The organism is Pseudomonas sp. NY15372, from assembly GCF_048068215.1.
In the GTDB taxonomy this organism is placed as follows: Bacteria; Pseudomonadota; Gammaproteobacteria; order Pseudomonadales; family Pseudomonadaceae; genus Aquipseudomonas; species Aquipseudomonas guariconensis_A.
Genome location: NZ_JBLUPY010000011.1, coordinates 1 through 25,425, shown reverse-complemented (window position 1 = coordinate 25,425; position 25,425 = coordinate 1). Strand labels below are relative to the sequence as shown.

The window sequence follows — 25,425 nt, the reverse complement described above, 5'->3', positions numbered from 1 at the left end:
GTTCTGTGCTGAACAAGAAGCCCCGACCTTGGTTGGGGCTTTTTGTTGGCCGCAGGAAATCAGAGTGTTGGTTGTACCGGCCCAATCGCCGGCAAGCCGCCTCACGTGGGAGCCGGCTTGCCGGCTATTGGGCCGGTACAGCCACGGCGCAATTCCGCTATCATTCGGGGCATTTTTCAGGGGGAATACACGGATGCTCAACGGCCTTTGGCTCGGCTTTTTCCTGGTGGCGGCGGTATCCGCCCTGGCCCAATGGCTGGTGGGTGGCAATGCCGGCATCTTCGCCGCGATGGTCGAGAGCATCTTCGCCATGGCCAAGCTTTCGGTGGAGGTCATGGTTCTGCTGTTCGGTACCCTCACCCTCTGGCTGGGCTTTCTCAAGATTGCCGAACAGGCCGGTATCGTCGAATGGCTGGCCAAGGTCCTGGGGCCGCTGTTCGCCCGGCTGATGCCCGAAGTGCCGCCCGGCCACCCTGCCCTGGGCCTGATCACCATGAACTTCGCCGCCAATGGCCTGGGCCTGGACAACGCGGCCACCCCCATCGGCCTGAAGGCCATGCGTGCCCTGCAGGACCTCAACCCCAGCAGTACCACGGCGAGCAATGCGCAGATCCTGTTCCTGGTGCTCAACGCCTCGTCGCTGACCCTGTTGCCGGTGACCATCTTCATGTACCGCGCCCAGCAAGGTGCCCTGGACCCTACCCTGGTGTTCCTGCCGATCCTGTTGGCCACCAGCGCCTCGACCTTGGTGGGCCTGCTGTCGGTGGCGGTGATGCAGCGCCTGCGCCTGTGGGACCCGGTGGTGCTGGCCTACCTGGTGCCTGGCGCATTGTTGCTGGGGGCCTTCATGGCATTTCTCGGCACCCTCTCGGCGACGGCGCTGGCCAGCCTGTCGTCGATCCTCGGCAACCTGACGCTGTTCGGCGTGATCGTGCTGTTCCTGGTGGTTGGTGCGTTGCGGCGGGTCAAGGTCTACGAAGCGTTCGTGGAAGGCGCCAAGGAAGGCTTCGACGTGGCCAAGGGCCTGCTGCCATACCTCGTCGCCATGCTTTGCGCGGTTGGCGTGCTGCGTGCCTCCGGCGCGCTGGAGTTGGCGTTGGACGGTATTCGCCACACCGTCGAGTGGATGGGCTTGGATACCCGCTTCGTCGAAGGCCTGCCGACAGCATTGGTCAAGCCGTTCTCCGGCAGCGCGGCGCGCGCCATGTTGATCGAGACCATGCAGACCCACGGCGTCGATAGCTTCCCCGCGCTGGTGGCGGCGACCGTACAAGGCAGTACCGAGACGACCTTCTATGTGCTGGCGGTGTACTTCGGCGCAGTCGGCATCCAGCGCGTACGCCACGCCGTGGGCTGCGCCCTGCTTGCCGAACTTGCCGGGGTGATCGCGGCGATCTGCGTCTGCTACTGGTTCTTCGCCTGAGCCTGGCTGGCCTGGCCGACGGTCCAGTCCACTAATTGCGCCACCAGTTGGTCGCTCGCCGTGCCGAAGCCGGCGACCACCGCCGCGACCTGTTCGTCGGCCAGCGGCTGGCGCACTTCGAAGCGGTGGCTGGCGAGGATGCGTTGGCTGCGCCCTTGCACCAGGCGCGCGTCATAGCGGATCACCACCTCCACGGCACCGCCAGCACGGTACTCGCTTTGGAAGGCCTGCAACTCGCCGACCAACTCATAGTCGGCTTGCAAGTTGCTGTCATCGGCGCTCAGGCGCTGCACCCGGCCGTCGCGCTGGAACCCATCGAGCAGGCGGTTGCGTACCAGCAGCGGCACCGGGTCGCTCCAGCGCGCGCCCTTGTAGCTGCTGATCACGTCGCCCTGGGGGATCACCGCGATGCGAGGCCCGGCCAGGGTTTCGCTGGCCAATGGCTTGTTCAGGCGCAGCGACCAGTCCAGCGGCGGGACCGTGCGACCCGCTTGGTTCACCGGCAAGCGGTAGATGTCCACCGGCTCGCTCTGCGGCAGGATCGAGCAGGCCGTGGCCAGGCTCAGCGTGGCGGCCAGCGCCAGAAGGCGCAGGGACGGTTTCATGGCTGGAACTCCTTGTTGTTGTCACGGCCCAGCAGGTAGCCGCTCGGGTCCGCTTCCAGGCGCCGCGAGATGCCCTTGAGGGCGTTCAAGGTTTCGCGCAGTTCGCGGATGGCCGGGGCCAGCTGGTTGAGGCCTTGGGCGCCGTCGTCGAGGGCTTCGCGGTTGTCCTTGAGCAGGCTGTTGATGGTCGCGGTGCTTTCGGCCAGCGACTGCATGGCCTGTTCGGCGCTGCCAAAGGCCTGCCTGCCCTCGCTGCCGAGCAGGCCGTTGGCGTTGTGCATCAGGGCCTGGGTTTCGGCCAGGGTGGCGTTGGCCTGTTTGCCCACTTCAGCCAGTTGCTCGATGGCCTGGCTGATGCCGCCCTTGTTGTTGGCGAAGGTACCGGTGGTCTGTTCCAGGTTGGCCAGGGTGTTGCTCAGGCGCTCGATGTTGTCTTCTGAGAACATCTGGTTGGCGTTGTGCAGCAGCAGGTTGACGTTGGTCACTAGGTCGCTGCTGTCGCTGAGCAGGCGCGAGATGGGCGACGGCGAAGCCACGATCACCGGCAGCTTGCCGTCCTTGCCCTTGAGCTCCGGGCTTTGCGGCGTGCCGCCGGTGAGCTGGATGAACGCGTTGCCGGTCACCCCGGCCAGGGTCAGCTTGGCCTGGGTATCTTCCTTGACCGGGGTATCGGCGCTCAGGCGAATGCGCGCGAGTACCCGGCGCGGGTCCTTGGGGTCCAGGCGCAGAGTACTGACATCGCCGACCTTGATGCCGTTGTATTGCACCGGGCTACCCCGGGACAGGCCCGAAACGGCTTCGTTGAACACCACTTCGTAGTCCTTGAAGGTGTCGTCTACGCTGGACTTGGTCAGCCACAGGCCGAACAGCATGGCGCCGGCCACCACCAGGACGGTGACCAGGCCTATCAGGACGTGATGAGCTCGGGTTTCCATTGTTCAGCGCTCCTGCCCTGCACTGGCGGCGGCATGCTCGGCCGCCCGCCCGCGTGGGCCGTGAAAGTATTCGTGGATCCAGGCGTCGTCGGTCTGCTCGACTTGGGCCAAGGGGCCGGCCACCAGGACTTTCTTCTGCGACAGCACTGCGACCCGGTCGGTGATGGTATAGAGGGTATCCAGGTCGTGGGTGATCAGGAACACCGACAGGCCCAGGGCATCGCGCAGGGTGAGGATCAGCTGGTCGAAGGCCGCTGCGCCGATCGGATCCAGGCCGGCGGTAGGTTCATCGAGGAACAGGATGTCTGGGTCCAGCGCCAGGGCCCGGGCCAGGGCGGCGCGCTTGATCATGCCGCCGGACAGCGACGAGGGGTATTTGTCGGCCGCGGAAATCGGCAGCCCGGCCAGGGCTAGCTTGACCCCGGCCAGGTGCTCGGCGTCGGCACGGGACAGCCCGGCGTGCTCGATCAGCGGCAGGGCCACGTTCTCGGTCACCGTCAGCGAGGAAAACAGTGCGCCCTTCTGAAACAGCACGCCGAAACGCCGCTCCACGTGCGAGCGCTGCTCGTTGTTCAGCGTGGCCAGGTCCTGGCCGAAGACCTTGACCTGCCCTTCGTTGGGCCGGCGCAGGCCAATGATGCTGCGCAACAGCACCGACTTGCCGCTGCCCGAGCCGCCGACCACGGCGAGGATCTCGCCCCGGTACAGGTCCAGGTCGAGGTTTTCATGCACGCTCTGGCTGCCGAAGCGGTTGCAGATGCCCCGGGCCTCGATCACGGCTTCGCCTATACCACTCACCAGCCCATCTCCATGAAGAACAGCGCCGCCACGGCATCGAGCACGATCACCACGAAAATCGACTGGACCACGCTCGAGGTCGTGTGCGCGCCCACCGATTCGGCGCTGCCGGTGACCTTGAAGCCTTCCAGGCAGCCGATGGCCGCGATCAAAAAGGCGAAGAACGGCGCCTTGACCAGGCCGACGAGGAAATGCTGCACGCCGATGTCGCTTTGCAGCAGCGAAAGGAACATGGCCGGCGGGATGTCCAGGGACAAGGCACAGACCACCGCGCCCCCGACAATGCCGCAGAGCATCGCGACGAACGTTAGCAACGGCAGGGTGATCAGCAAAGCCAGCACCCGGGGGGCCACCAGCAACTCGATGGGGTTCAGCCCGAGGGTTCGAATGGCGTCGATCTCTTCGTTGGCCTTCATCGAGCCGATTTGCGCGGTGAAGGCGCTGGCGGTGCGTCCGGCCATGAGAATCGCGGTCAGCAGCACGGCGAACTCACGCAGGAAGGAGAACGCCACCAGGTCGACAGTGAAGAGGGTGGCGCCGAAGTCGGCCAGCACCGTGGCACCGAGGAAGGCCACCACCGCACCCACCAGGAAGGTGAGCAAGGCAACGATGGGCGCGGCGTCCAGGCCGGTTTGTTCGATGTGCGAGACCACCGGCGTGATGCGCCAGCGATGGGGCTGCAGGGCGCGGCGCGCCAAGGTTTCCAGGATCAGGCCGATGAAGCCGAGCAGTTGCCGGGTATCCTGCCAGAGGGTGGCGACGGCGCAGCCTATACGCTCGAGCAACAGCAGCAGGACGTGGCGCTCGGGCTCCTTGGTTGGGATGCAGTAGTCCTGCACCGAGCAGTAGACGTTCTTGAGCAGGGCACGGCTGGCTTCGGGAAGCTCGCCGGTGCAGCGCGACAGGCGCTCGGAGCCGAGCAGTTCGGCCAGCAGCGAGGCGCCGGCGGTGTCCAGGCGGCCCAATTGGCTCAGGTCGGCAATGGCGTCGTCGCCGTATTGCGTGCGCAGCTGGTCGCTCTCGCGCTTGAGGTCGGCGTAGTGGGCCAGGGTCCAGTCACCGGCAATGCGCAGGCAGGCCGGTTGGCTGCTGGTGTCCAAGGTGGCACTGGGGGTGGTCATAGGCTCCATGCATCTGACAGGGCGCGAGGCGTCGAGTCAGATCATAGCGTAATGGTGCTGCTGGGGCTGCTTTGCAGCCCATCGCCGGCAAGCCCCACAGGATGTGGTTGGCGAAGTACCGGTGGGAGCCGGCTTGCCGGCGATGGGGGCTGGGCCGCTATTTCATTGGGACGGCGCATCATCGATGATCTTGAAGCGCAGCACGCCGATCACCTGCCCGTCCTCGGTCAGCACCCTCACCTGCCATTTGCCTACGGGGTTGGGCGGGAAGTTCTGCTTGTGGGTCCAGGCCCGGTAACCCTCCTTGCGCCCACCGTGGATATCCAGGGCGATGCGGTCCACCTCTTTGCCGTTCAACTGCCACACATGGTAGATGCGCTCGTTCAGGCCGCGCGGGGCATTGATCGCGGTGTAGGCGTACAGGCCGCCGCTGCGGATGCGGCTGGCGGGGACTTCTTCTAGCGAATCTCCAGGCTGGCGGTTCTGCACTTCGGTGCTGACCGCCACCTCGGTCATCCACAGGGTGGCCGGCGGTACCCAGGAGCGCAACAGCCAGCCGCCACCACCCACGGTGAGGGTGACCAGCACCAGGGCCACCGCGCGACGCCAGCTGTTGATGGGGAAACTGCTCGCAAGGCTGGGGAACGATAAGGCCATGGCAATGATCAAGGCCAGCTTGAAGCTTTGCGCCGTGGTCAGGTGCAGGATGATCGGCAGGGCAGTAAGCAGCGCGGCGAACAGGGTCAGGGTATGCAGCGCGAGGAACAGCCAACGCCTGGGCGCGAGCCATTTGTAGTACAGCGGGTCGATGATCGAGATCAGCCCGGCGGCGGCGAGCAGGCCGGTGAACACCACCTGGCTGCTGTTCCAGGTGGTGGTGATGAAGAAGAACGGCAGGACGAAGAACAGGCTCTCCTGGTGGATCATCTGTGTGGCATAGCGCAGCAGCGGCTGCGGGATCTCGCGCTTGAAGACCTTGGTGAACAGACCTGTGAGGGTGTTCTCCAGCATCAGCCAGATCCAGCTGACCAGCATCAGCACGGCGATCCAGCTGGCCAGGCCGGCCTGGCGATCGACCAGGATGAAGCTGCCGACTCCGGACAGGAAACCGCCCAGCGCGATGACGCCGGGGTAGCGCTTGAGCAGCTCGATCACGCGGATGACGAAATGGGGTATTGGAGGCATGGGGGCAACAGAGAAGGCATGAATGTGGGGGCCATACTGGCCCTATCGCGGGACGAGCCCGCTCCTGCACGGGTGATAGGGCCGGAGCTGGCGAGATGATGCCACAAGGATACTGCCAAATCAGGGCTCGCGTGTAGCGCCACCAGGCGTGGGCGCCGAATGGCGCCGGCGGCGCAGCAGGCCGCCGGCCAGGATCAGGCCCAGCACCAGCGCGACCAGCCCGTAGAGCTCGTCATAGCCTAGCAGCGGTTTCTCGATGCGCAGGTAGCCCTGGGCCTTGAGCATTTCGCGCAAGGCTGCGTCCGCCTGCTCGAGGCTGACCTGGCGCAGCTTGCGTGTCGGGTCCAGGAAGCGCCCATCGCTGTAGTTGTTGAGCGCGCTCCAGTAGTAGTCGGCCAGGGCGCTGTTGCCTTGTGTGTTCCAGCTTTCACGGGCGATGGCGGCGTCCTTGATGCGGGCAAAGGTGTCCGGGTCCAGGCCGTGCTCGCGCAGGTGCTCGAACAGTTGCTGCAGCACCTTGACGGCGGTGTCCACATCCTGGCGCTCAAGGTCCGCGTTGAGCGCGAGCATGCCGGTATCGCCGAAGCTTTCGCGGCGCACCGATGGCCCGTAGGACAAGCCGTGGCGCAGGCGCAGCTGGTCGTACAGGGCCCATTCAAGGTAGCGCGAAAGCAGGTCCAGAGTCGCCTCGTGGCCATCTTCGAGCACCGGCTCGATGAACAGCCAGTGCAGCTTGACGTTGTCACCCAACCAGCCGCGCGTCAGGTCGCGGCGTTGCTCGGCCTTCTGGCTGATGGATTCCAGGCTGCGCCGCTCACCCGGTTCGCTCGCCGGCAGTTCGCCGTAGGTGCGCTCCAGGTAGGCCGGCAGCAGGCGGTCGAGGCCGCCGACCACGATCAAGGTCATGTTGTTGGCGGCGTACCAGTGCTCGCGCAGGGCCTTGACCTGCTCCAGGGTCATGGCATCGACGTTGGAGCGCTCCGGGCACTTGAGGCCCAGCTCTACGGCCAATTGGTCGCTTCCGGGGTGGCCGATGTCCTGGCGGTCGAGCCAGCGTTGCAGGTGGCCGTAGTGGCCGCCGTCCTCGCGTTCGATGATCTTCTTGGCCGTGGTCAGGGCCTTGGCGTCGATGGGCGTATCGCGGATCACCGCCAACAGCAGGTCGAGCACCTTGCGCTGGTTATGCGCCGGGGCTTCGATCACGAAGGTGGTGTCGGCGCTGCTGGTGTAGGCGTTCCACTCCCCGCCCAGGGCTTGGATGCGCTCCTCCAGGCCGCCTTCACCGGTATCGTCGATACCGGTGAACAGCAGGTGCTCGAGCAAGTGCGGCAGCTCTTTCTGGTCGCAATCGAAATCGTCCAGGCCAACGCCTACCACCAGGCGGATCGCCACGTGGTCGCGCTCGTAGCCGGATTTGAGGATCACCTGCAAGCCGTTGGGCAACAGGTAGCCCTCTACCTGTGAGCGATCGAGGGCAAGCGAAGGGAGGCTGCAGATCAGCAGGCAAATGAACATCAGGCAACGCATCGGCGGGCGTGGGTCTCCAGGTGTGCAAGTTCAGGACAGGCGGGCTTCGTCCGGCACGCTGTCGAGCAGAAGCCCGCCCGTATCCCCGCCGCCCAGTACCACATAGGCACTGCTGCAGAACAAAGAGTTCAATCGCTTCATGTCGGCGATCAGCTCCAAGTGTAGCGAACTGGTCTCGATACTTTGCACCACTTTACGTTGCAGACGGCTGACATGGGCGTGGGCAAGGCGACGTTCCTGGGCGCGAAAACGGCGTTTCTCGCGCAGCAGCAGGCGGGCGCTTTCCGGGTCGGCACTGAGGAACACCGACAGGCCCAAGCGCAGGTTGGCCAGCAATTGTTCCTGGAGGCCAGTCAGCTCTTCCAGGCCGACCTGGGAGAACTCCCTGCGCTGGGACGTCTTCTGCTGCTGGACCTTGCGCAGCATGCGCTCGATCAGGTCGCTGGCGAGCTTGAGGTTGATGGCAAGTTCGATGATCTCGGCCCAGCGCCGGTTGTCCTGCTCGCTGAGGTCCTCCCGGCTCATCTGCGCCAGGTACAGCTTGATGGCACTGTACAGCGCCTCGGCATCCTCGCCGAGCGCACGAACCTGCTGCGGTACGGCGGTCTGTGTACCGCGCAGGGCGCCGAGCATCGCCTCGAGCAGGCTGTCGACGATGTCGCCCAGGCGCAATGTCTCGCGTGCGGCGTTGGCCAGGGCCAGACTTGGCGTGGCCAGGGCCGTGGCGTCCAGATGTCGGGGGCGGATCTGCCCGTTGCCGTTGTCCCGGTCAGGCAGCAGCCAGTTGCACAGGCGACCCATGGGTTTGACCGTGGGCAGCATGATCAGGCAGCGCAGGGTGTTGTAGAGCAAATGGAAGCCGATCACCAGTTCCTGGGGGCTGAAGCTCAACGCGTCCATCCAGTCCACCAGTGGGTGCAGTACCGGGATCACCAACACCAGGCCGATCAGCTTGTACAGCAGGCTACCCAGGGCCACCCGCCGACCGGCGGCGTTCTGCATGCTGGTGGTGAGGAACGCCAGCAGGCCGCTGCCGATGTTGGCACCGACCACCAGGCCGATGGCCACCGGCAGGCTGATCACTTCTGCCCCGGCCAGGGTGGCGGTGAGCAGCACGGCGGCCAGGCTGGAATAGGACACCAGGGCGAACAGGGCGCCGATCAGGGCGTCCAACAGGATGTCGCCGGTCAGGGAGGCGAACAGCACACGTACGCCTTGGGCGTGAGTGATCGGTGCGGCGGCCTGGACGATCAGTTGCAGCGCCAGGATGATCAGGCCCAGGCCAATGCCCACGCGGCCCAGCTGGCCGGCACGGGTCTGCTTGCGCGACAGGAAGAAGATCACGCCGAGGAAGATGAGCAGCGGCGACAGCCACGAGAGATCGAAGGTCAGCACCCGCGCCATCAGGGCCGTACCCACGTCGGCACCGAGCATGATCGCCAGCGCCGGGGTCATGGCCATCAGGCCCTGGCCGACGAACGAGGTGACCAGCATCGCCGTGGCGTTGCTGCTTTGCACCAGGGCCGTCACCACGATACCGGCGATGAAGGCCAGCGGGCGTTTGCTCATGTTCTGGCTGAGCACGCGGCGCAGGTTGGAGCCATACACCCGCAGGATGCCGGTACGCACGATATGCGTGCCCCATACCAGCAGGGCCACGGCGGACAGCAGGTTGAGCAGGGTCAGCATGTTCCAGGCCCCCCTTGTTGCCGATGCCCCAGGCTGGGGCCAATGGTGAAGCCGTGAGCCGGTGCCCGGGGGTGGGCGTTTTATCCAGTGCTCACTCAAGCTTTAGTTGTTTTGCGGACCTGCCGCCAGCTTCGCATGCTCGGCAAGCATTTGAAACATTTCTGTCATGAAAGGGTTGTCATGACCGGGAAACGACAAAGGGCCCCGAAGGGCCCTCTGGTTTGCGCTTCCGTATCTTATTGACCCGGAATGTCCTTGCGCAGTTTCACCGGATCGTGCTCCTTGCCTTCCTTGCGCGCCAAGGCGGTGCGCATGCGGATGTTGATTGCTTCCACTGCCAGGGAGAACGCCATGGCGAAGTAGACGTAGCCTTTTGGCACATGCACGTCGAAGGATTCAGCGATCAGCACGGTACCGACCACGATCAGGAACGACAGCGCGAGCATCTTCAGCGACGGGTGCTTGTCGATGAAGTCGCTGATGGTGCCGGCGCACAGCATCATCACCAGGACCGCGACGATGATCGCGGCGATCATCACCGGTACATGAGAAACCATGCCGACCGCAGTGATCACCGAATCGAGGGAGAACACGATGTCGATGATGGCGATCTGGATGATGGTGTAGAAGAACTTGCCGCCCGCGCCCTTGGGCTCGTCCTGGCTTTCGTCTTCGCCCTCCAGGCCGTGGTAGATCTCCTGGGAGCTCTTCCACAGCAGGAACAGGCCGCCGAAGAACAGGATCAGGTCGCGCCCCGAGATACCTTGGCCGAAGACCTCGAACAGGTCGTCGGTCAGGCGCATCACCCAGGTGATCGACAGCAACAGCATGATGCGGGTGATCATGGCCAGGGCCAGGCCGAAGATCCGGGTGCGCGGCTGCATGTGCTTGGGCATGCGGCTGACCAGAATCGAGATCATGATGATGTTGTCGATACCGAGAACGATCTCAAGCGCGGTGAGGGTGAAAAAGGCAACCCAGATTTCCGGGCTGGTCAGCCATTCCATGTGTAATCCTTCGAGTGATAGAGGCAATGCGCCCGGTCGGGCGCATCGCGATGTGGGGTTTGCCTTATAGGCTGCTGAACAACGGGAAGATTCCCATCAGCAACGCGGCGAGCATTATGCACATGCACACGAGCACTGCCCACTTCAGTGTGAAGCGCTGGTGATCGCCGAATTCGATACCCGCCAGGGCCACCAGCAGGTACGTAGAAGGTACCAGCGGGCTGAGCAGATGTACCGGTTGCCCGACGATCGACGCACGGGCCATTTCCACCGGGCTGATGCCGTAGTGACTGGCGGCTTCGGAGAGCACGGGCAGCACGCCGTAGTAGAACGCGTCGTTGGACATGAAGAAGGTGAACGGCATGCTGACGATGGCCGTGATCACCGCCAGGTAAGGTCCCAGAGCGTCTGGAATCACAGCCAGCAGGCTTTTGGACATGGCTTCGACCATGCCGGTACCTGACAGAATGCCGGTGAAAATACCCGCTGCGAAGATCAGGCCGGTCACCGCCAGCACGCTGCCGGCATGGGCGGCAATGCGGTCTTTTTGCTGCTGCAGGCAGGGGTAGTTGACGATCATGGCGATGCTGAAAGCGATCATGAACAGCACCGGCAGCGGCAGCGCGCCGGCGATCAGGGCGACCATCAGGGCTGCGGTCAAGGCGCCGTTGAACCAGATCAGCTTCGGCCGACGTGCTTCAGGGAACTGCGAGACGCTGATTTCGCTGTGGTCGATGTCGTCGGTAGGCAAATGGAGTTCGCCCAGACGGGCCCGTTCGCGCTTGCCGTACATATAGGCGATGACCAGGATCGCCAGCACACCGAAGACCATGGCCGGGATCATCGGCACGAAGATGTCCGAAGGGTCGACGTGCAGGGCGCTGGCGGCACGGGCGGTGGGGCCACCCCAAGGGGTCATGTTCATCACCCCGCCGGCCAGGATGATCAGGCCCGCCATGATCCGAGGGCTCATGCCCAGGCGGCTGTACAGTGGCAGCATGGCAGCGCAGCAGATCATGTAGGTAGTGGCGCCGTCGCCGTCGAGGGACACCACCAAGGCCAGCACCGCGGTGCCGACCGAGACTTTCAGCGGGTCGCCTTTGACCAGCTTGAGGATCTTGCGCACGGCCGGGTCGAACAGGCCGGAATCGATCATCAGGGCGAAGTAGAGAATGGCGAACATCAGCATTACGCCGGTGGGCGCAAGCTTGCTGATGCCTTCGAGCATCATCGGGCCGATTTGGCTGTAGAAGCCACCGAACAGGGCGAACAGGATCGGTACCAGGATCAGGGCGATCAAGGCCGACAGGCGCTTGGTCATGATCAGGTACATGAACGAAATGACCATGGCGAAGCCGAGGAAGGTCAGCATGGCGGTACTCCAGGCGTGGCGCGGCGAAAGGAAAGTCGATTCGGGCGGATCAGCGCGTCAGGCGCTGCGCGGGGAGCAATCGGGGCGGAACGGCGAAAAGGCGGGCACAGGAAAACATCGGTATCACCATTGTTGTTGTTGATTGGGCCGGGCGCGGAAATATTCCGGGTGCCCTGGCTGACCGGTCTGCTGCCGGTAGTGGGGCTATCCTATGGGCGCAACCTTTCAGCCAGCTTTCGCCTGGGACAAGGCGACCGGAGGTCATGTCGATGCCGAACGTACTGGAGGGGGGCTGCCATTGCGGCGCCCTGCGCTATCGCCTGGAGGGTGAGCTGACGGATATCGCCCATTGCCACTGCTCGATCTGCCGGCGGGTCAGCGGCGGGCTGGTGGTGACCTGGCTCACCTTGCCCCGCGAAGGTTTTCGGTGGTTGGCGGGTAAGCCCGACTGTTATGGCGCCCCGGCCAGTTGCAGCCGTTACTTCTGTGGCAACTGTGGGGCGCATGTGGCATTGGTGACCACACGCAGCCCGCAGAGTATCGATGTGACGGTGGCGACCCTGGACCACCCGGAGCGGGTGCGGGCCAAGCGGCATATCTGGACCAGCAGCCGTTTGCCTTGGCTGCATCTGGATGAGGATCTGCCGGGGGAGGTGCAGGAGCATCTTTGAACATGGGCTGCTGCGCAGCCCTTTCGCGGGGGGGGGGCGCGCCCCCCGAAGACCCCGGGGGTCGGGGGGGGGGGGGGCGGCGGGGCGCGCCACGGCCCCCGCCGGGTGGGGGCCCCCCGGGGCCGGGGGGCCGCTCCCGATGCTCCCGGGCGGGGCGCCCCCGCCGGCCCCCGCCCCCCGCCGCCCCCTCCCCCCCCCCGGGCGGCGGCGCCGCCCCCCGCGAAAGGGGCCCAGAAAGCTCAAGGCAGTTGCAGCCCCCCGGCGGCCTTGTGCAACGCCCGCAGATGCTCGCCAATCTGCTTCACGTTGGCTTCGACCGCGGCGATTTCCTTGGCTCGCGAAGGCTCCAACAGCGCGCGCACCTCCTTGTCCAGGTCGGTGCTCAGGCGCAGCAATTGGGCCTGCCTTTCGCGGCTGACCTTTTCCAGGTGCTCGCGTTCCTGTGGCTGCGGCAGGCCATAGCCCTTGGCCTCCAGCAACTCCGCCGGGCGGCTGAGGAAGCCACTGTTGGCGAGCATCTGTTGCAAGGTCTCGTTGGCCTTGGCGATGCTGCCATCCTTGAGCGCCGCGGCATTGAGGTAACGTTGCTTGACTTCGTCCTGGGCCAGCAGCAACTGGCGGCGCAGGCTGGCCTGCTCGAGCAGCAGCAGGGCCGCGCTGGTACGCAGGTCGGCTTGTGGGAACCAGGCGCGGCGCTCCTCGGCGTCCAGGGCCAGCCAGTCCTCGACCTTGTCCTGCTTGATCGGCAGCTGCTTCTTCAAGACGTCGAACATGGCCTGGTAGCGCTCGCGGTAGGAGTCGAAGCGATAGCCCAGGCGCAGGGCCTCGCGTGGGTCGTCGAGCACGCTGGTATCGGCCAATCCGCGCCCCTTGAGAACCTCCAGCAAGCCGTTGGGCATGATGCTGTCCAGGTCGTTGAAGCGCGGATTGCCGGTGCCGCTGCGCAGCAGCTTCAACGACTCCACCGCGCAGTTGTTGGACAGGAAGAAGTAGCTGCCGTCGTAGCTCCAGTGCATCTCGGCCGCCTGACGCACCACGTTTTCCACTTCCTGGCGGGTGAGCTTGAGCGGGATCGAGGCCAGGCTGCGCAGCTCCGTCTTGGTGTACTCGTCGATCACCTGGCTCAACGGCAGCACGAACAACCGTGAGGGGTAGGCGCCGGTCAGGCCATCCCAGCTGGACAGCTGCAGGTCATTGACGAAGGCCCGGTAGGACAGCACCAGGTGCTGGTCCAGGTCCAGCCGGCAATCCGGGCCGCGTGGCCGACCTGGGGCGCAGATGACCAGGCGCAGCATGCTGTGGCCCCAGCGGCTGACCCAGTTCTGGTTGGCCTCGGCCAACAGATAGTCGACCTCGTAGACCCGTTCGGGGTCGATCTCGCCCAAGGGTTGGCGGGCGAAGTCGCTGCCCGCGTTGAGGAACGGCAGGCCACTGGCGCATGGGGTGTGTTGCGGTGCCCAGCCGAAGTGCTCGCTCAGGTATTGGTTCAAGGCCGGGCGGCGGCAGGCGTAGCTCGGGTCGAGCAGGAAATACTCCATGTTGACCGCGATGTATTCCTTGGGGCTGCTCAGCTCGTAGCTGTCGGGGCTGCGTACGAATTGGCCGTTGTGCTGTTCGCGCTCGCCGCGCCTGCCGACGTACTGCGGCCATCCGGCCAGGTCGAGCAAGCGTGGGTCATCGCTCAAGGTGAAGCGCCGTTCTGCCTGGCCACGGCACGGTTGTGGCAGGCCAATCCTGCCCAGGCTGCCTTGCTGGCGCTTGCAACGGGTGATCAGCTGGCGCTCGGCGGCAGGCCACAGGCGCGCGCGGTCGTAGATATGGGTCAGCTCATGGAGCACCGTGGCCAGCAGTTCTTGGCGCACCGTGCCGTGGGGGCGGCCGGTCTGCTCGCGTGCGGCGCTGCCATCGACCAGGCCGGGCAACAGGCGACGGTTAAGGTCGAGCGTCGAGACCAAGGAAGCCTGGCCGTAGGCATCGGCAGGCATACCCTCGCGCCAGCTGACCTGAATACGCCGGTCCAATTGCTGCTTGAAGCGTGGCGGAAGTTTCGCCATGGCCTCGTCGAGCAGGGCCTGGGTGGCCTGTTGCTGTTTCGGGTCGAGGCCGGCTGTCTGCAGCTCGAGCTGCAGATCTGCCAGGGCGGGCGTGCCGAGCAGCGTCAGGGCGCAGCCCAGCAGCCAGGCACGCACGCGCTTCACAGGGCGAGAATGGCTTCGGCCAGTACCTGATCGCTGGCGTCGCGCGCTTCGGGGACGCGCTGGCGAAGGGTATTGAAAGCGGCTTCGAGCTGGGCACCCCGGATCTCGCCGCGGCTGGCGACGAAGCTGGCCGCGTCGTAGTGGGCTTGCTGCACGATCTTGGAATCGCGAATGGAGGTGGTGGTATCAGAGGTGAAATCGATCGAACGGCCAAAGGCACGGACGATGATATTGCTGGTGGCCACCAGGGTCTGTGCCTGGGCCAGGTCTGCCAGCAGCAGCATGCCGAGGGCGGCGGCGATCAGCGGTTTACGCATGGAGCATCTCCGGAAGATACGGGTATTCATTGGACGAGAATCGCTTCGGCCAGTTCAAGGTCGCCGACAGAATGATGCGGGTGGGCACGACGTAGCGAACTGAGGGCCGCCTGCAGGCGTGCACCACGGATCAGGCCGTCTGTGGCGATGAAGGCCGCGGCATCGTCACGGGCCTGGTCGACCAATTTGCGATCGAACGGCGCGGTGGTCACCTGGCTGGTGACATAACCGCTGGCGACCAGGCTCTGGGTGGTGACATCCATCGCATGGGCGCTTCCCATGCCGACGAAGGCGAACAGCAATGGCAACAGATAACGCATGACTTTCGAGTGACGTTGGGCAGGGAGTGGCGAAGGCTACCCCGCAAGCGCCGCTCAAGGCCAGCACTTGCGGGGTAGCGCGTCGTGGATCAGAGCGCCAGGATTGCCTGGGCCAGTTGCGCGTCGCTGGCTTGCAGGCTTGGCTGCTGCTCGCGGATATGCACGAAGGCGCTTTCCAGCTTGGCGCCGCGGATGGCGCCTTCGCTGCCGACGAAGGTGGCGGCATCGTCACGGGCGGCCTGGACGATCTTGTCGTCTTTCAGGGACGAGGACAGGTCGGAGGTCGCGTCGGTGGAAGCGGCGACGCCGCGCACGACCGCGTCAGTCGTGACGACGAAGCTGGAGGCGTTGGCAGTGCCGGCCAGGGCCAGCAGCAGGGCGGCGCCGATGAAATGGTTACGGGACATGGTCGTGGACTCCTGCGTAAGGGTCTTGAAGTAGTTCTGGTTATCGGACGTCGCTCGGCTCGTCACGGTATTTGCCAAGCGGCTGAAACGAAGCGTATCACGCGCCAGCGCAGTGCAGCTCATCGGCGACAGCTTTTGCGTAACTGTTATGGTGCGTATTTACTAATTTTAAAACTGTATTGGTAATGGCTGTAAGTCCCATGCCAGACGCCTGGAAAACAAAAAGCCCGTCGCGATTTCCCGCGACGGGCTTCAGGAATTCTGGGTGCTGGCCGAGGCCAGCGAGCCCGGGCTTAGCGCCAGAACGGCTTGCTCAGCTCTTCGTAACGCTGCGACTCGCTGATACCGGCGTCGGCCAGCAGGCGGGCGTCCAGGCGAGCCAGCTGACGGCGGCTGGAGACGCGGCGCTGCCACAGCAGCAGGGTCGACAGGGCGCGCAGAGGCAGCGAAGCGTGGGAGGCTTGAGCGTTGTTTTCAAAAACCAGGTCGGAACTGAGGGTGCGTTCCATGATGTGTCATCCTTCCGCTTGTGGCGGCATTAGGTAGTGATTTAACTGATGCCAATGATCCTCCTCTGTCGTCCAGAACAGTAGATACAGTTCATATGTATTGCGATGGCTCAGTTAACTGTTTAACCCGACTGTTGCACTTGAATTTGGCGCAACTGTACTGGTCAGCACCTATTTGGTGCATTTTTGAGCTGCGAAGAATTTTGCGAGGCGGGAAAGTCGGTTATTTGCCGGTACAGTAGTACAGTTTTTTAAGGTTTATGTTCGGGCTGATTTGAAAAACTGTGATGGTCCTCTGTAGATATCCAAAACAGACTGGCTGTTTTGTGGGTGCGGGCTTGTCCCGCGATTGGGGCGGCCCTGGTGCGCGGTGCCTGGCAAGGGCTTCGCCCTTGTTCGCGGGGCAAGCCCGCTCCTACAGCGGCGTGCGATATCCAAAAGGGGATTGGCTGTTTTGTGGGGCGGGCCTGTCCCGCGATTGGGTGGGCCCTGGTATCGCGGGGCAAGCCCCGCTCCTAGAGGGGGGCAATCAGAACAGTTGAGGATCAGCTGGCAAGCATGCGCCCGCTTTCTTCCAGGTTCTCGTGCCAGCTCAGTGCTTCGCGCAGGATGTGCGGGGTGTGGCCGCCACGCTGGCAGGCGCGGTCGAAGTAGTCGTTGAGCGCAGCGCGGTAGTCCGGGTGCACGCAGTTGTCGATGATCGCCCGGGCACGTTCGCGTGGCGCCAGGCCACGCAGGTCGGCCAGGCCTTGCTCGGTAACGAGGATGTCCACGTCGTGCTCGGTGTGGTCGACATGGCTGACCATCGGAACCACGCTGGAAATCGCACCGCCTTTGGCGATCGACTTGGTGACGAACACCGCCAGATGGGCATTGCGGGCGAAGTCGCCGGAGCCACCGATGCCGTTCATCATCTTGGTGCCGCAGACGTGGGTCGAGTTGACGTTGCCATAGATGTCGAACTCAAGCGCAGTGTTGATGCCGATGATCCCCAGGCGGCGCACCACTTCCGGGTGGTTGGAAATTTCCTGTGGACGCAATACCAGCTTGTCCTTGTAACGCTCCAGGTTGCCGAACACATCGGCATTGCGGCGCGTCGACAAGGTAATCGAGCTGCCTGAGGCGAAGCGCAGCTTGCCGGCGTCGATCAGGTCGAAGGTCGAGTCCTGCAGGACTTCGGAGTACATGGTCAGGTCTTCGAACGGCGACTCGATCAGGCCGCACATCACCGCGTTGGCAATGCTGCCGATGCCAGCCTGCAGTGGGCCGAGCTTGTTGGTCATGCGGCCTGCATCCACTTCGCGCTTGAAGAAGTCGATCAGGTGGTCGGCGATGGCCTGGGTCTCGTGATCCGGTGGCAGCACTGTAGATGGCGAGTCCGGCTGGTCGCTGATGACGATGCCGACGATCTTCGCCGGGTCGATCGGGATGGCGGTGCTGCCGATACGGTCATCCACCTTCACCAACGGAATCGGGGTGCGGGTCGGGCGGTAAGTGGGGATATAGATGTCGTGCAGGCCTTCGAGGTTGGGATTGTGCGACAGGTTGATCTCAACGATGACCTGCTTGGCGAAGATCGCGAAGCTGGCCGAGTTGCCCACCGAGGTGGTCGGCACGATGTGGCCTTGTTCGGTGATCGCCACCGCTTCGATGACTGCGATGTCCGGCAGTTTGAGCTGCTGGTTGCGCAGTTGCTCGACGGTTTCCGACAGGTGCTGGTCGATGAACATCACCTGACCGTCGTTGATGGCCTTGCGCAGGGTGCTGTCCACCTGGAATGGCATGCGGCGGGCCAGGACACCGGCCTCGGTAAGCTGCTTGTCCAGGTCGTTGCCCAGGCTGGCGCCGGTCATCAGGCTGATCTTCAGGGGCGATTGCCTGGCGCGTTCGGCCAGGGCATGAGGCACGGCCTTGGCTTCGCCGGCGCGGGTGAAACCGCTCATGCCGACGGTCATGCCGTCCTGGATCAGGCCAGCGGCATCAGCCGCACTCATTACCTTGCTGTGCAGGGAGGACAAGCGGATACGATCACGGTACATGGATTGTTATCTCGGGCTACTGAAGCTACTGCAGCGCAGTCTAGAGATTTCACCCGGTGGCGTCCCGCGACCATGGTCGTATGCGAAGGGCGGAAATAGAGCCGTTGATCTGGATCACATGAATGCGACAACCCCCGGGAAGGTTGTTCCAGGGGGTTGTTCAAGGTGGCTCCCACAGCTACGGCCAACGCAGGACAGGTGGGAGCCGGCTTGCCGGCGATGGGCTACAAACTGCCCCCCGAAAGCGGCGCGTTACTCCACCGCCTTGACCATGTCCTCGATCACCTTCTTGGCATCGCCGAACACCATCATGGTCTTGTCCAGGTAGAACAGTTCGTTGTCCAGGCCTGCATAGCCGCTGGCCATGGAGCGCTTGTTGACGATGATGGTCTTGGCCTTGAACGCCTCGAGGATCGGCATGCCGGCGATCGGCGACTTGGGGTCGTTCTTCGCGGCAGGGTTGACCACGTCGTTGGCGCCCAGCACCAGCACCACGTCAGCCTGGCCGAAGTCGGCGTTGATGTCTTCCATCTCGAACACCTGGTCGTATGGCACCTCGGCCTCGGCCAGCAGCACGTTCATGTGCCCCGGCATACGGCCCGCCACCGGGTGGATCGCGTACTTCACGTTCACCCCGTTGTGGGTCAGCTTCTCGGTCAGCTCCTTGAGCGCATGCTGGGCGCGAGCCACCGCAAGGCCGTAGCCGGGGACGATGATCACGCTGTCGGCGTTGCTCAGCAGGAAGGTAGCGTCGTCGGCCGAGCCGGACTTCACCGGGCGCTGTTCCTTGGAACCGGCAGATGCGCCCGCGTCTACATCGGCACCGAAGCCACCGAGGATGACGTTGAAGAACGAGCGGTTCATCGCCTTGCACATGATGTAGGAGAGGATCGCACCGCTGGAGCCTACCAGGGAGCCGGCGATGATCAGCATCGAGTTGTTCAGCGAGAAGCCGATACCGGCCGCGGCCCAGCCCGAGTAGCTATTGAGCATCGACACCACCACCGGCATGTCGGCGCCGCCGATCGGGATGATGATCAGCACGCCCATGATGAAGGCCAGGGCCAGCATCAGGGTGAAGGCGCTGTAATGGCCGGTGAAGGTGAACAGCAGGCCCAGGGCGATGGTGGTCAGGCCCAGGATCAGGTTCAGCTTGTGCTGGCCGGCGAACTGTACCGGTGCGCCCTGGAACAGGCGGAACTTGTACTTGCCCGACAGCTTGCCGAAGGCGATCACCGAGCCGGAGAAGGTGATGGCACCGATCGCCGCACCCAAGAACAGCTCCAGGCGGTTGCCGGTGGGGATCGGGTCGCTGATGCTGGCGACGATGCCCAGCGATTGCGGCTCGAGCACCGCGGCAATGGCAATGAACACCGCTGCCAGGCCGATCATGCTGTGCATGAAGGCGACCAGTTCAGGCATCTTGGTCATTTCCACGCGCTTGGCCATGATCGAGCCGGCGGTACCACCGATCAGCAGGCCGACGATCACGTAGCCGATGCCGGCGGTGGCCAGCTCGGCACCGAGCTTATAGATGAGGCCGACGGTGGTGAGGATCGCGATCCCCATGCCGATCATGCCGAACAGGTTACCCCGGCGCGACGTCGTCGGATGCGACAGGCCCTTGAGCGCCTGGATGAAGCAGACCGAGGCGACCAGGTAGAGAAGCGTTACCAGATTCATGCTCATGCTTACTTCTGCGCCTCGTTCTTGGTTTTCTTCTTGAACATTTCCAACATGCGGCGGGTGACCAGGAAGCCACCGAAGACATTGACCGCCGCCAGGGCCACGGCCAGGGTCCCCATCACCTTGCCGGCGGGGGTTACAGTCAGGGCGGCAGCCAGCATGGCGCCGACGATGACGATTGCGGAAATGGCGTTGGTGACGGCCATCAACGGCGTGTGCAGGGCTGGCGTGACGTTCCACACCACGTGGTAGCCCACATAGATGGCCAGCACGAAGATGATCAGGTTGTAGATGCCATGGGAAATCAGCATGTCTTCCATTGTCGTGCTCCTTAGCCGTTCTTGCGCACGACCTGGCCGTCGCGGCACATCAGGCACGCGGCGACGATGTCGTCTTCGAGGTTGATGACCAGCGCGCCGTCCTTGTCGAACAGCAGCTTCATGAAGTCCAGCAGGTTGCGTGCATACAGCGCCGAGGCGTCGGCAGCCACCTGGGCCGGCAGGTTGGTCGGGCCGACGATGGTCACGCCGTGCTCCATCACTACCTGGTCCGGTACGGTCAGCGGGCAGTTGCCACCTTGGGCGGCGGCCAGGTCGATGACCACTGCGCCGGGCTTCATCTGCGCAACGGTTTCCGCGCTGAGCAGCGTTGGCGCCTTGCGCCCCGGGATCAGTGCGGTGGTGATGACGATGTCGGACTGCTTGGCGCGCTCGTGGACCGCCTGGGCCTGGCGCTGCATCCAGCTGGCCGGCATGGGGCGGGCGTAACCGCCGACGCCTTCGGCGCACTCGCGTTCTTCATCGGTTTCGTAGGGCACGTCGATGAACTTGGCGCCGAGCGACTCGATCTGCTCCTTCACCGCTGGGCGTACGTCCGAGGCCTCGATCACCGCCCCCAGGCGCTTGGCCGTGGCGATGGCCTGCAGGCCGGCGACGCCAGCGCCGAGAATCAGCACGCGAGCGGCTTTCACGGTACCTGCGGCGGTCATCAGCATGGGCATGAAGCGCGGGTAATGATGGGCGGCCAGCAACACGGCCTTGTAACCGGCGATGTTGGCCTGGGACGACAGTACGTCCAGGCTCTGGGCCCGCGATGTACGCGGCGCGGCTTCGAGGGCGAAGGCGGTGATGCCGCGCTCGGCCATCTTGGCGATCAGTTCGCTGTTGAACGGGTTGAGCATGCCTACAAGCAGGCTGCCGCTGTTGATCTGGGCAAGCTCCTGGTCGTTGGGTGCGACTACCTTGAGCACCAACTGCGCGCCGAATGCATCGGCGGCGTTGCCCAGGGAGGCGCCAACGGCTTCATAGGCACTGTCCGGAATGCTGGCATTGAGCCCTGCCCCCCGTTGGACGGTGACCTGATGCCCCTGGCCAACCAGCTTCTTGATGGTTTCCGGGGTAGCGGCGACCCGCGTTTCGCCCGTCTGCGTCTCGAGAGGAACACCAATGTGCACGACTTTGTCTCCTGCGGTGACCTTTTGTCTTTGTTGAAACCAGCGCACTTCGGGTGGTGCATCTGGAGCGGCCGTTCAGCAACGAACCCGCCTGAATCCCGGGCGGGCCGAGCATTTTGCAGACGAACCGAAGGGGCTTCAACCGGTTCTGGAGCGATACGAAGCCAAAACTACAAGTCACCCTGTGACCGTATGTCGCAACGATTCGAAAGCAGCCCGTCAAATGCGGGCGATCCAGAGATTACGGCAAAATTTGCAATTTTTTGTAGGCGTTGCGCGGATACGTTCGTGGATGTCGCAAATAAGCCCTGAAAGCCGCGTGGTTGGGAGGCTTGAGTGCATTTTTCGGATAAGCAGGAACAGTTTGTTTATTGGCGACAATTCCTTATATCTGTAGGTGTTTAAAATAATTGACTACAGGGTCAGGAATTGAGGTCATCCCGGTGGGTCGCGGTATAGCGTTCGGCCTGTTCCACCAGCCAGTCGCGGAAAGCCCGAAGCGAGGCGGACTCTACCTTGCGCTCAGGAATCATCAGGTAGTAGGCCTTGGCGCTGGTCAGGGCGTGGCGGTTGGCGATGACCAGCCTGCCCTCCTCCAATTCGCGCTGGATGAGAAACGGCGGAATCAGCGCAACGCCCATTTCATGCATAGCCGCCTGGGCCAGCATGGAGAATAGCTCATAGCGCGGGCCTGTCATGTCGCGCTCCACGGTCATGCCCAGGTTGCCGAACCATTGTCGCCAGGCATAGGGCCTGGTGGTTTGCTGCAGCAGCGGCAACTCGGCGATGCGCTGTGCCTCCAGGCTGGCCTGCCCATCCAGTAATGTCGGGTTGCATACGGGCACTGGGTTTTCTCCCATCAGCCGATGGGAGTGGGTGCCGGACCAGTCCGCGTCGCCGAAATAGATGGCGGCATCGAAGGTTGTATCGGCGAACAGGAATGGGCGTGTGCGGTTGGTGAGGTTCACCGTGACGTCCGGATGACGCTGCTGGAAGTCCTTAAGTCGTGGCAGCAGCCATTGGGTGCCGAACGTCGGCACCACGGCCAGTTCGATCACGTTGGCGCCCTGCTGGCGCATCACCGACAAGGTGTCGCGCTCCACCGCGTCCAGTTGCGCAGCCACCTGGCGGCTGTAGGAAAGCCCGGCCTCGGTCAGTTTCACCCCGCGGCGTGAGCGCCTGAACAGCTCGACATTGAGAAAGGCTTCAAGGCCGCCGATCTGCCGACAGACGGCCCCTTGCGTCAGGGCCAGTTCGTGGGCCGCCTTGGTGAAGCTCTCGTGGCGTGCGGCCGCTTCGAAGCAGACCAGAGCCGTGGTGCTGGGGATCTTGCGTCGCATGTACGTGAACCTCACTTCTAAGGCGTTGAATATAGGCTTTGTCACTATTTCGGAGTGACAAAATATCACTAAAGCGTGCGCAATCCTCGTTTGTCCCTGCGACCGATCAGGCCTAGGATCAAGGCACAAGAAATTTTCGTTCCCACATTTCGAGGAATTCGCTCATGGCCGGTAAAGCAAGCTTCAACTGGATCGACCCGCTACTGCTCGACCAGCAGCTCACTGAAGAAGAGCGCATGGTCCGTGACAGCGCCTATCAGTTCGCCCAGGACAAGCTGGCGCCCCGTGTACTGGAGGCCTTCCGCCACGAGCAAACCGACCCTGCGATCTTCCGCGAAATGGGCGAAGTCGGCCTGCTGGGCGCGACTATTCCGGCCGAGTACGGTGGCAGCGGCCTGAACTATGTGTGCTACGGCCTGATTGCCCGCGAGGTGGAGCGCATCGACTCCGGTTACCGCTCCATGATGAGCGTGCAGTCATCGTTGGTGATGGTGCCGATCAACGAATTCGGCAGCGAAGCACAGAAACAGAAATACCTGCCCAAGCTGGCCACCGGTGAATGGATCGGCTGCTTCGGCCTGACCGAACCCAACCATGGTTCCGACCCGGGCTCGATGATCACCCGGGCGCGCACGGTCGACGGCGGCTATCGCCTGACCGGCAGCAAGATGTGGATCACCAACAGCCCGATCGCCGATGTATTCGTGGTCTGGGCCAAGGACGATGCCGGCGATATCCGCGGCTTCATCCTCGAAAAAGGCTGGGAAGGCCTGAGCGCCCCAGCCATCCATGGCAAGGTTGGCCTGCGTGCGTCGATCACCGGTGAGATCGTCATGGACAACGTCTTCGTGCCACAAGAGAACATCTTCCCCGAGGTGCGTGGCCTCAAGGGCCCGTTCACCTGCCTGAACTCGGCTCGCTATGGCATCTCCTGGGGCGCGCTGGGTGCGGCCGAGGCCTGCTGGCATACCGCCCGCCAGTACACCCTGGACCGCAAGCAGTTCGGCCGCCCGTTGGCTGCCAACCAGCTGATCCAAAAGAAGCTGGCCGACATGCAGACCGAGATCACTCTGGCCCTGCAGGGCTGCCTGCGCCTGGGCCGGATGAAGGATGAAGGCACCGCGGCGGTGGAAATCACCTCGATCATGAAGCGCAATTCCTGCGGCAAGGCGCTGGATATCGCACGCATGGCTCGCGACATGCTCGGCGGCAATGGCATCTCCGACGAGTTCGGCGTGGCCCGTCACCTGGTCAACCTCGAGGTGGTCAATACCTACGAAGGCACCCATGACGTCCATGCGCTGATCCTGGGTCGCGCCCAGACCGGTATCCAGGCGTTCTATTGATCGGAGGAGTCCGCCATGGGCGCGCTATCACATTTGCGGGTGCTGGACCTTTCGCGCGTGCTGGCGGGGCCTTGGTCCGGCCAGATCCTCGCCGACCTCGGGGCCGACGTGATCAAGGTCGAGCGCCCTGGCACGGGTGACGACACCCGCTCCTGGGGGCCACCCTTCCTCAAGGATGCCCAGGGCGAGAACACCAGCGAGGCGGCTTATTATCTGTCCGCCAACCGTAACAAGCGTTCGGTGACCATCGACTTCACCCAGCCGGACGGCCAGCGCCTGGTGCGCGAGTTGGCGGCGAAGTCGGATATCGTCATCGAAAACTTCAAGGTGGGTGGTTTGGCCGCCTATGGGCTGGACTACGAGAGCCTGAAGGCGGTCAACCCCAAGCTCATCTATTGCTCTATCACCGGGTTCGGGCAGACCGGGCCTTATGCCAAGCGTGCGGGCTACGACTTCATGATCCAGGGGTTGGGCGGGCTCATGAGCCTGACCGGGCGACCTGAAGGCGAAGAAGGCGCTGGCCCTATAAAAGTTGGCGTTGCCCTGACCGATATTCTGACCGGGCTCTACTCGACAGTGGCGATCCTGGCTGCCCTCGCCTATCGCGACCAGACCGGCGTTGGCCAGCATGTCGATATGGCGCTGCTGGATGTGCAGGTGGCCTGTCTGGCCAACCAGGCGATGAACTACCTCACCACCGGCACGCCGCCTCGGCGCCTGGGCAATGCCCACCCGAACATCGTGCCTTACCAGGACTTCCCGACGGCGGATGGCAACTTCATCCTCACCGTGGGTAACGATGGGCAGTTCCGTAAGTTCGCCGAAGTGGCCGGGCAGCCGCAGTGGGCGGATGACCCGCGCTTTGCCACCAACAAACAGCGTGTTGCCAATCGTGCCGAATTGATTCCGCTGATTCGCCAGGCCACGGTGTTCAAGACCACGGCCCAGTGGGTCAGCGAGCTGGAAAAGGCCGGCGTGCCCTGTGGGCCTATCAACGACCTGGCGCAAATGTTCCAGGACCCGCAGGTGCTGGCCCGTGGCTTGGCGCTGAATATCGCGCACCCGCTGGCGGGAAGTGTGCCGCAGGTGGCGAGCCCGATTCGGTTGTCCGAAACCCCGGTGGAGTACCGCCAGGCGCCGCCTTTGCTGGGCGAGCATACCAATGCGGTACTGGAGCAGGTGTTGGGGATGAATGCCGAGGCGGTACAGCGCTTGCGAGGGGCTGGGGTGTTGTGAGTGGCTGGTAGCTATATAAGCAGCGGGGAGGCCGGCAGGCCTCCCCGCTTTGTTTTTCGGCAATATCGAAGTTTTTTGAAAATAACGGTTGACGTGCCGTTTCAGGGGCCTATAATGCGCCCCACTTCCAACGCAGTCGAAACGCAAAACTCCTTGGGATTCAATGAGTTGAACGCTTCAGGTAGTATCGGAAGGCTTCGGTCTCACAGATCGGCAGCGGTGAAAAAGGCAGTTGACAGCA

The 25,425-nt window shown here is 63.6% G+C and carries 23 protein-coding genes; 4 read left to right on the top strand and 19 right to left on the bottom strand.

The window, feature by feature from the left end; translation table 11 throughout:
* The first annotated feature begins 193 nt into the window (after positions 1 to 193).
* Positions 194 to 1,423: a nucleoside recognition domain-containing protein gene (locus ACNFG0_RS10935; protein ID WP_196145121.1), complete on the top strand. Its 1,230-nt coding sequence runs from the start codon at positions 194 to 196 to the stop codon at positions 1,421 to 1,423.
* On the opposite strand, the gene ACNFG0_RS10930 is transcribed toward ACNFG0_RS10935, so the two are convergent.
* The 9 genes from ACNFG0_RS10930 to ACNFG0_RS10890 form a co-directional block, all read right to left on the bottom strand.
* The gene (locus ACNFG0_RS10930) at positions 1,405 to 2,028 is read right to left on the bottom strand and encodes an ABC-type transport auxiliary lipoprotein family protein (RefSeq protein ID WP_196154778.1); all 624 of its coding nucleotides are present in this window, start codon (positions 2,026 to 2,028) and stop codon (positions 1,405 to 1,407) included. The genes ACNFG0_RS10935 and ACNFG0_RS10930 overlap by 19 nt on opposite strands.
* On the bottom strand, positions 2,025 to 2,963 hold the full coding sequence (locus ACNFG0_RS10925; RefSeq protein WP_196145119.1) for an MlaD family protein: 939 nt from the start codon (positions 2,961 to 2,963) through the stop codon (positions 2,025 to 2,027). The genes ACNFG0_RS10930 and ACNFG0_RS10925 overlap by 4 nt, the downstream gene beginning before the upstream one ends.
* Positions 2,964 to 2,966: 3 nt before the next feature.
* Positions 2,967 to 3,761 (bottom strand): ABC transporter ATP-binding protein, encoded by a 795-nt coding sequence (locus ACNFG0_RS10920; protein WP_196145118.1) that lies wholly within the window; start codon positions 3,759 to 3,761, stop codon positions 2,967 to 2,969.
* The gene (locus tag ACNFG0_RS10915; RefSeq protein WP_196154779.1) at positions 3,758 to 4,891 is read right to left on the bottom strand and encodes an ABC transporter permease; all 1,134 of its coding nucleotides are present in this window, start codon (positions 4,889 to 4,891) and stop codon (positions 3,758 to 3,760) included. The genes ACNFG0_RS10920 and ACNFG0_RS10915 overlap by 4 nt, the downstream gene beginning before the upstream one ends.
* 153 nt (positions 4,892 to 5,044) lie before the next feature.
* Complete coding sequence (locus tag ACNFG0_RS10910) at positions 5,045 to 6,067, bottom strand: DUF5924 family protein (RefSeq protein WP_196166712.1); 1,023 nt, start codon at positions 6,065 to 6,067, stop codon at positions 5,045 to 5,047.
* Positions 6,068 to 6,187: 120 nt separating this feature from the next.
* Positions 6,188 to 7,594: a M16 family metallopeptidase gene (locus ACNFG0_RS10905; protein ID WP_416764796.1), complete on the bottom strand. Its 1,407-nt coding sequence runs from the start codon at positions 7,592 to 7,594 to the stop codon at positions 6,188 to 6,190.
* Positions 7,595 to 7,624: 30 nt separating this feature from the next.
* Positions 7,625 to 9,283: a Na/Pi cotransporter family protein gene (locus ACNFG0_RS10900; protein ID WP_416764794.1), complete on the bottom strand. Its 1,659-nt coding sequence runs from the start codon at positions 9,281 to 9,283 to the stop codon at positions 7,625 to 7,627.
* Positions 9,284 to 9,519: 236 nt separating this feature from the next.
* Entirely contained in the window at positions 9,520 to 10,290 is a 771-nt protein-coding gene (locus ACNFG0_RS10895; protein ID WP_196146912.1) for a TerC family protein, read from the bottom strand.
* A gap of 64 nt (positions 10,291 to 10,354) precedes the next feature.
* Positions 10,355 to 11,662 (bottom strand): CitMHS family transporter, encoded by a 1,308-nt coding sequence (locus tag ACNFG0_RS10890; RefSeq protein ID WP_196146913.1) that lies wholly within the window; start codon positions 11,660 to 11,662, stop codon positions 10,355 to 10,357.
* Between the two features lie 269 nt (positions 11,663 to 11,931).
* Here ACNFG0_RS10890 and ACNFG0_RS10885 point away from each other — a divergent pair, with 269 nt between their 5' ends.
* Positions 11,932 to 12,333: a GFA family protein gene (locus tag ACNFG0_RS10885; RefSeq protein WP_416764791.1), complete on the top strand. Its 402-nt coding sequence runs from the start codon at positions 11,932 to 11,934 to the stop codon at positions 12,331 to 12,333.
* A gap of 239 nt (positions 12,334 to 12,572) precedes the next feature.
* On the opposite strand, the gene ACNFG0_RS10880 is transcribed toward ACNFG0_RS10885, so the two are convergent.
* The 10 genes from ACNFG0_RS10880 to ACNFG0_RS10835 form a co-directional block, all read right to left on the bottom strand.
* On the bottom strand, positions 12,573 to 14,531 hold the full coding sequence (locus ACNFG0_RS10880; protein WP_416764790.1) for a DUF4105 domain-containing protein: 1,959 nt from the start codon (positions 14,529 to 14,531) through the stop codon (positions 12,573 to 12,575).
* Positions 14,528 to 14,848 carry a DUF2388 domain-containing protein gene (locus ACNFG0_RS10875; protein ID WP_416764788.1) on the bottom strand — a complete coding sequence of 107 codons (321 nt, stop codon included), beginning with the start codon at positions 14,846 to 14,848 and terminating at the stop codon, positions 14,528 to 14,530. The genes ACNFG0_RS10880 and ACNFG0_RS10875 overlap by 4 nt, the downstream gene beginning before the upstream one ends.
* Positions 14,849 to 14,874: 26 nt before the next feature.
* Positions 14,875 to 15,168, bottom strand: a complete 294-nt coding sequence (locus ACNFG0_RS10870; RefSeq protein ID WP_196146917.1) for a DUF2388 domain-containing protein — start codon at positions 15,166 to 15,168, stop codon at positions 14,875 to 14,877.
* Positions 15,169 to 15,257: 89 nt separating this feature from the next.
* Entirely contained in the window at positions 15,258 to 15,575 is a 318-nt protein-coding gene (locus ACNFG0_RS10865) for a DUF2388 domain-containing protein (RefSeq protein ID WP_196146918.1), read from the bottom strand.
* Between the two features lie 293 nt (positions 15,576 to 15,868).
* The gene (locus tag ACNFG0_RS10860; protein WP_084855152.1) at positions 15,869 to 16,084 is read right to left on the bottom strand and encodes a DUF1127 domain-containing protein; all 216 of its coding nucleotides are present in this window, start codon (positions 16,082 to 16,084) and stop codon (positions 15,869 to 15,871) included.
* A 545-nt stretch (positions 16,085 to 16,629) separates the two neighbouring features.
* Complete coding sequence (locus tag ACNFG0_RS10855; RefSeq protein ID WP_416764785.1) at positions 16,630 to 18,123, bottom strand: acetyl-CoA hydrolase/transferase family protein; 1,494 nt, start codon at positions 18,121 to 18,123, stop codon at positions 16,630 to 16,632.
* A gap of 252 nt (positions 18,124 to 18,375) precedes the next feature.
* Positions 18,376 to 19,812 (bottom strand): NAD(P)(+) transhydrogenase (Re/Si-specific) subunit beta, encoded by a 1,437-nt coding sequence (locus ACNFG0_RS10850; protein ID WP_416764782.1) that lies wholly within the window; start codon positions 19,810 to 19,812, stop codon positions 18,376 to 18,378.
* Positions 19,813 to 19,814: 2 nt separating this feature from the next.
* Positions 19,815 to 20,129 (bottom strand): NAD(P) transhydrogenase subunit alpha, encoded by a 315-nt coding sequence (locus ACNFG0_RS10845; RefSeq protein ID WP_008097413.1) that lies wholly within the window; start codon positions 20,127 to 20,129, stop codon positions 19,815 to 19,817.
* A gap of 11 nt (positions 20,130 to 20,140) precedes the next feature.
* Positions 20,141 to 21,262: a Re/Si-specific NAD(P)(+) transhydrogenase subunit alpha gene (locus tag ACNFG0_RS10840; protein WP_196146919.1), complete on the bottom strand. Its 1,122-nt coding sequence runs from the start codon at positions 21,260 to 21,262 to the stop codon at positions 20,141 to 20,143.
* A 422-nt stretch (positions 21,263 to 21,684) separates the two neighbouring features.
* Positions 21,685 to 22,602 (bottom strand): LysR family transcriptional regulator, encoded by a 918-nt coding sequence (locus tag ACNFG0_RS10835; protein ID WP_416764781.1) that lies wholly within the window; start codon positions 22,600 to 22,602, stop codon positions 21,685 to 21,687.
* A gap of 164 nt (positions 22,603 to 22,766) precedes the next feature.
* On the opposite strand from ACNFG0_RS10835, the gene ACNFG0_RS10830 reads away from it, so the two are divergent.
* Entirely contained in the window at positions 22,767 to 23,948 is a 1,182-nt protein-coding gene (locus tag ACNFG0_RS10830; protein ID WP_196146921.1) for an acyl-CoA dehydrogenase, read from the top strand.
* 15 nt (positions 23,949 to 23,963) lie between these two features.
* A complete protein-coding gene (locus ACNFG0_RS10825; RefSeq protein ID WP_196146922.1) occupies positions 23,964 to 25,184 on the top strand; it encodes a CaiB/BaiF CoA transferase family protein in 1,221 nt (406 codons plus the stop codon).
* The last annotated feature ends 241 nt before the right edge of the window (positions 25,185 to 25,425 follow it).

Bases quoted from the DNA above. Each gene is read 5' to 3' on its own strand.
- ACNFG0_RS10895 (WP_196146912.1), bottom strand. From the start codon at position 10,290: ATGGAATGGCTGACCAGCCCGGAAATCTGGGTTGCCTTTTTCACCCTC.
- ACNFG0_RS10915 (WP_196154779.1), bottom strand. From the start codon at position 4,891: ATGGAGCCTATGACCACCCCCAGTGCCACCTTGGACACCAGCAGCCAA.
- ACNFG0_RS10835 (WP_416764781.1), bottom strand. From the start codon at position 22,602: ATGCGACGCAAGATCCCCAGCACCACGGCTCTGGTCTGCTTCGAAGCG.
- ACNFG0_RS10870 (WP_196146917.1), bottom strand. From the start codon at position 15,168: ATGCGTTATCTGTTGCCATTGCTGTTCGCCTTCGTCGGCATGGGAAGC.
- ACNFG0_RS10910 (WP_196166712.1), bottom strand. From the start codon at position 6,067: ATGCCTCCAATACCCCATTTCGTCATCCGCGTGATCGAGCTGCTCAAG.
- ACNFG0_RS10925 (WP_196145119.1), bottom strand. From the start codon at position 2,963: ATGGAAACCCGAGCTCATCACGTCCTGATAGGCCTGGTCACCGTCCTG.
- ACNFG0_RS10845 (WP_008097413.1), bottom strand. From the start codon at position 20,129: ATGGAAGACATGCTGATTTCCCATGGCATCTACAACCTGATCATCTTC.
- ACNFG0_RS10865 (WP_196146918.1), bottom strand. From the start codon at position 15,575: ATGTCCCGTAACCATTTCATCGGCGCCGCCCTGCTGCTGGCCCTGGCC.
- ACNFG0_RS10885 (WP_416764791.1), top strand. From the start codon at position 11,932: ATGCCGAACGTACTGGAGGGGGGCTGCCATTGCGGCGCCCTGCGCTAT.
- ACNFG0_RS10855 (WP_416764785.1), bottom strand. From the start codon at position 18,123: ATGTACCGTGATCGTATCCGCTTGTCCTCCCTGCACAGCAAGGTAATG.
- ACNFG0_RS10825 (WP_196146922.1), top strand. From the start codon at position 23,964: ATGGGCGCGCTATCACATTTGCGGGTGCTGGACCTTTCGCGCGTGCTG.
- ACNFG0_RS10905 (WP_416764796.1), bottom strand. From the start codon at position 7,594: ATGCGTTGCCTGATGTTCATTTGCCTGCTGATCTGCAGCCTCCCTTCG.
- ACNFG0_RS10830 (WP_196146921.1), top strand. From the start codon at position 22,767: ATGGCCGGTAAAGCAAGCTTCAACTGGATCGACCCGCTACTGCTCGAC.
- ACNFG0_RS10850 (WP_416764782.1), bottom strand. From the start codon at position 19,812: ATGAGCATGAATCTGGTAACGCTTCTCTACCTGGTCGCCTCGGTCTGC.
- ACNFG0_RS10875 (WP_416764788.1), bottom strand. From the start codon at position 14,848: ATGCGTAAACCGCTGATCGCCGCCGCCCTCGGCATGCTGCTGCTGGCA.
- ACNFG0_RS10890 (WP_196146913.1), bottom strand. From the start codon at position 11,662: ATGCTGACCTTCCTCGGCTTCGCCATGGTCATTTCGTTCATGTACCTG.
- ACNFG0_RS10930 (WP_196154778.1), bottom strand. From the start codon at position 2,028: ATGAAACCGTCCCTGCGCCTTCTGGCGCTGGCCGCCACGCTGAGCCTG.
- ACNFG0_RS10900 (WP_416764794.1), bottom strand. From the start codon at position 9,283: ATGCTGACCCTGCTCAACCTGCTGTCCGCCGTGGCCCTGCTGGTATGG.
- ACNFG0_RS10935 (WP_196145121.1), top strand. From the start codon at position 194: ATGCTCAACGGCCTTTGGCTCGGCTTTTTCCTGGTGGCGGCGGTATCC.
- ACNFG0_RS10860 (WP_084855152.1), bottom strand. From the start codon at position 16,084: ATGGAACGCACCCTCAGTTCCGACCTGGTTTTTGAAAACAACGCTCAA.